Genomic DNA, 248 nt, shown 5'->3' with positions numbered 1-248 from the left:
CCGTCCGTGTGCACGACAGAGAATGCACGGGCCAAGCCGATTCAGTACATGAAAGCGGTCTATGCCGCATTTGCCGCTCGCCTCGACGCGGACGTGGACTACCACGGTGGCCCTGTGGCCAAAACACCCGGTCACCCCTGGTGGGAAACGACCGAATTTCACAACCACGTGTATGAACTGGGCGAACTGGCAAGCGCTGTGGAGTTGACCGTCAAGCCTTGGGCCACAGGCCCCAAGCTTGACCAGGT

1 protein-coding gene is annotated in these 248 nt (G+C 60.5%); it reads left to right on the top strand.

From position 1 onward, the window contains the following. Nucleotides 1-248: replication initiation protein (locus ALO64_RS20285; RefSeq protein WP_174517454.1), on the top strand; the 248-nt coding region annotated here is incomplete at both ends.

It is taken from the genome of Pseudomonas meliae, assembly GCF_001400515.1.
Taxonomy (GTDB): domain Bacteria; phylum Pseudomonadota; class Gammaproteobacteria; order Pseudomonadales; family Pseudomonadaceae; genus Aquipseudomonas; species Aquipseudomonas amygdali.
Note: the sequence above shows the minus strand (reverse complement) of the source record. Positions and strands in the feature narration are given on the sequence as shown.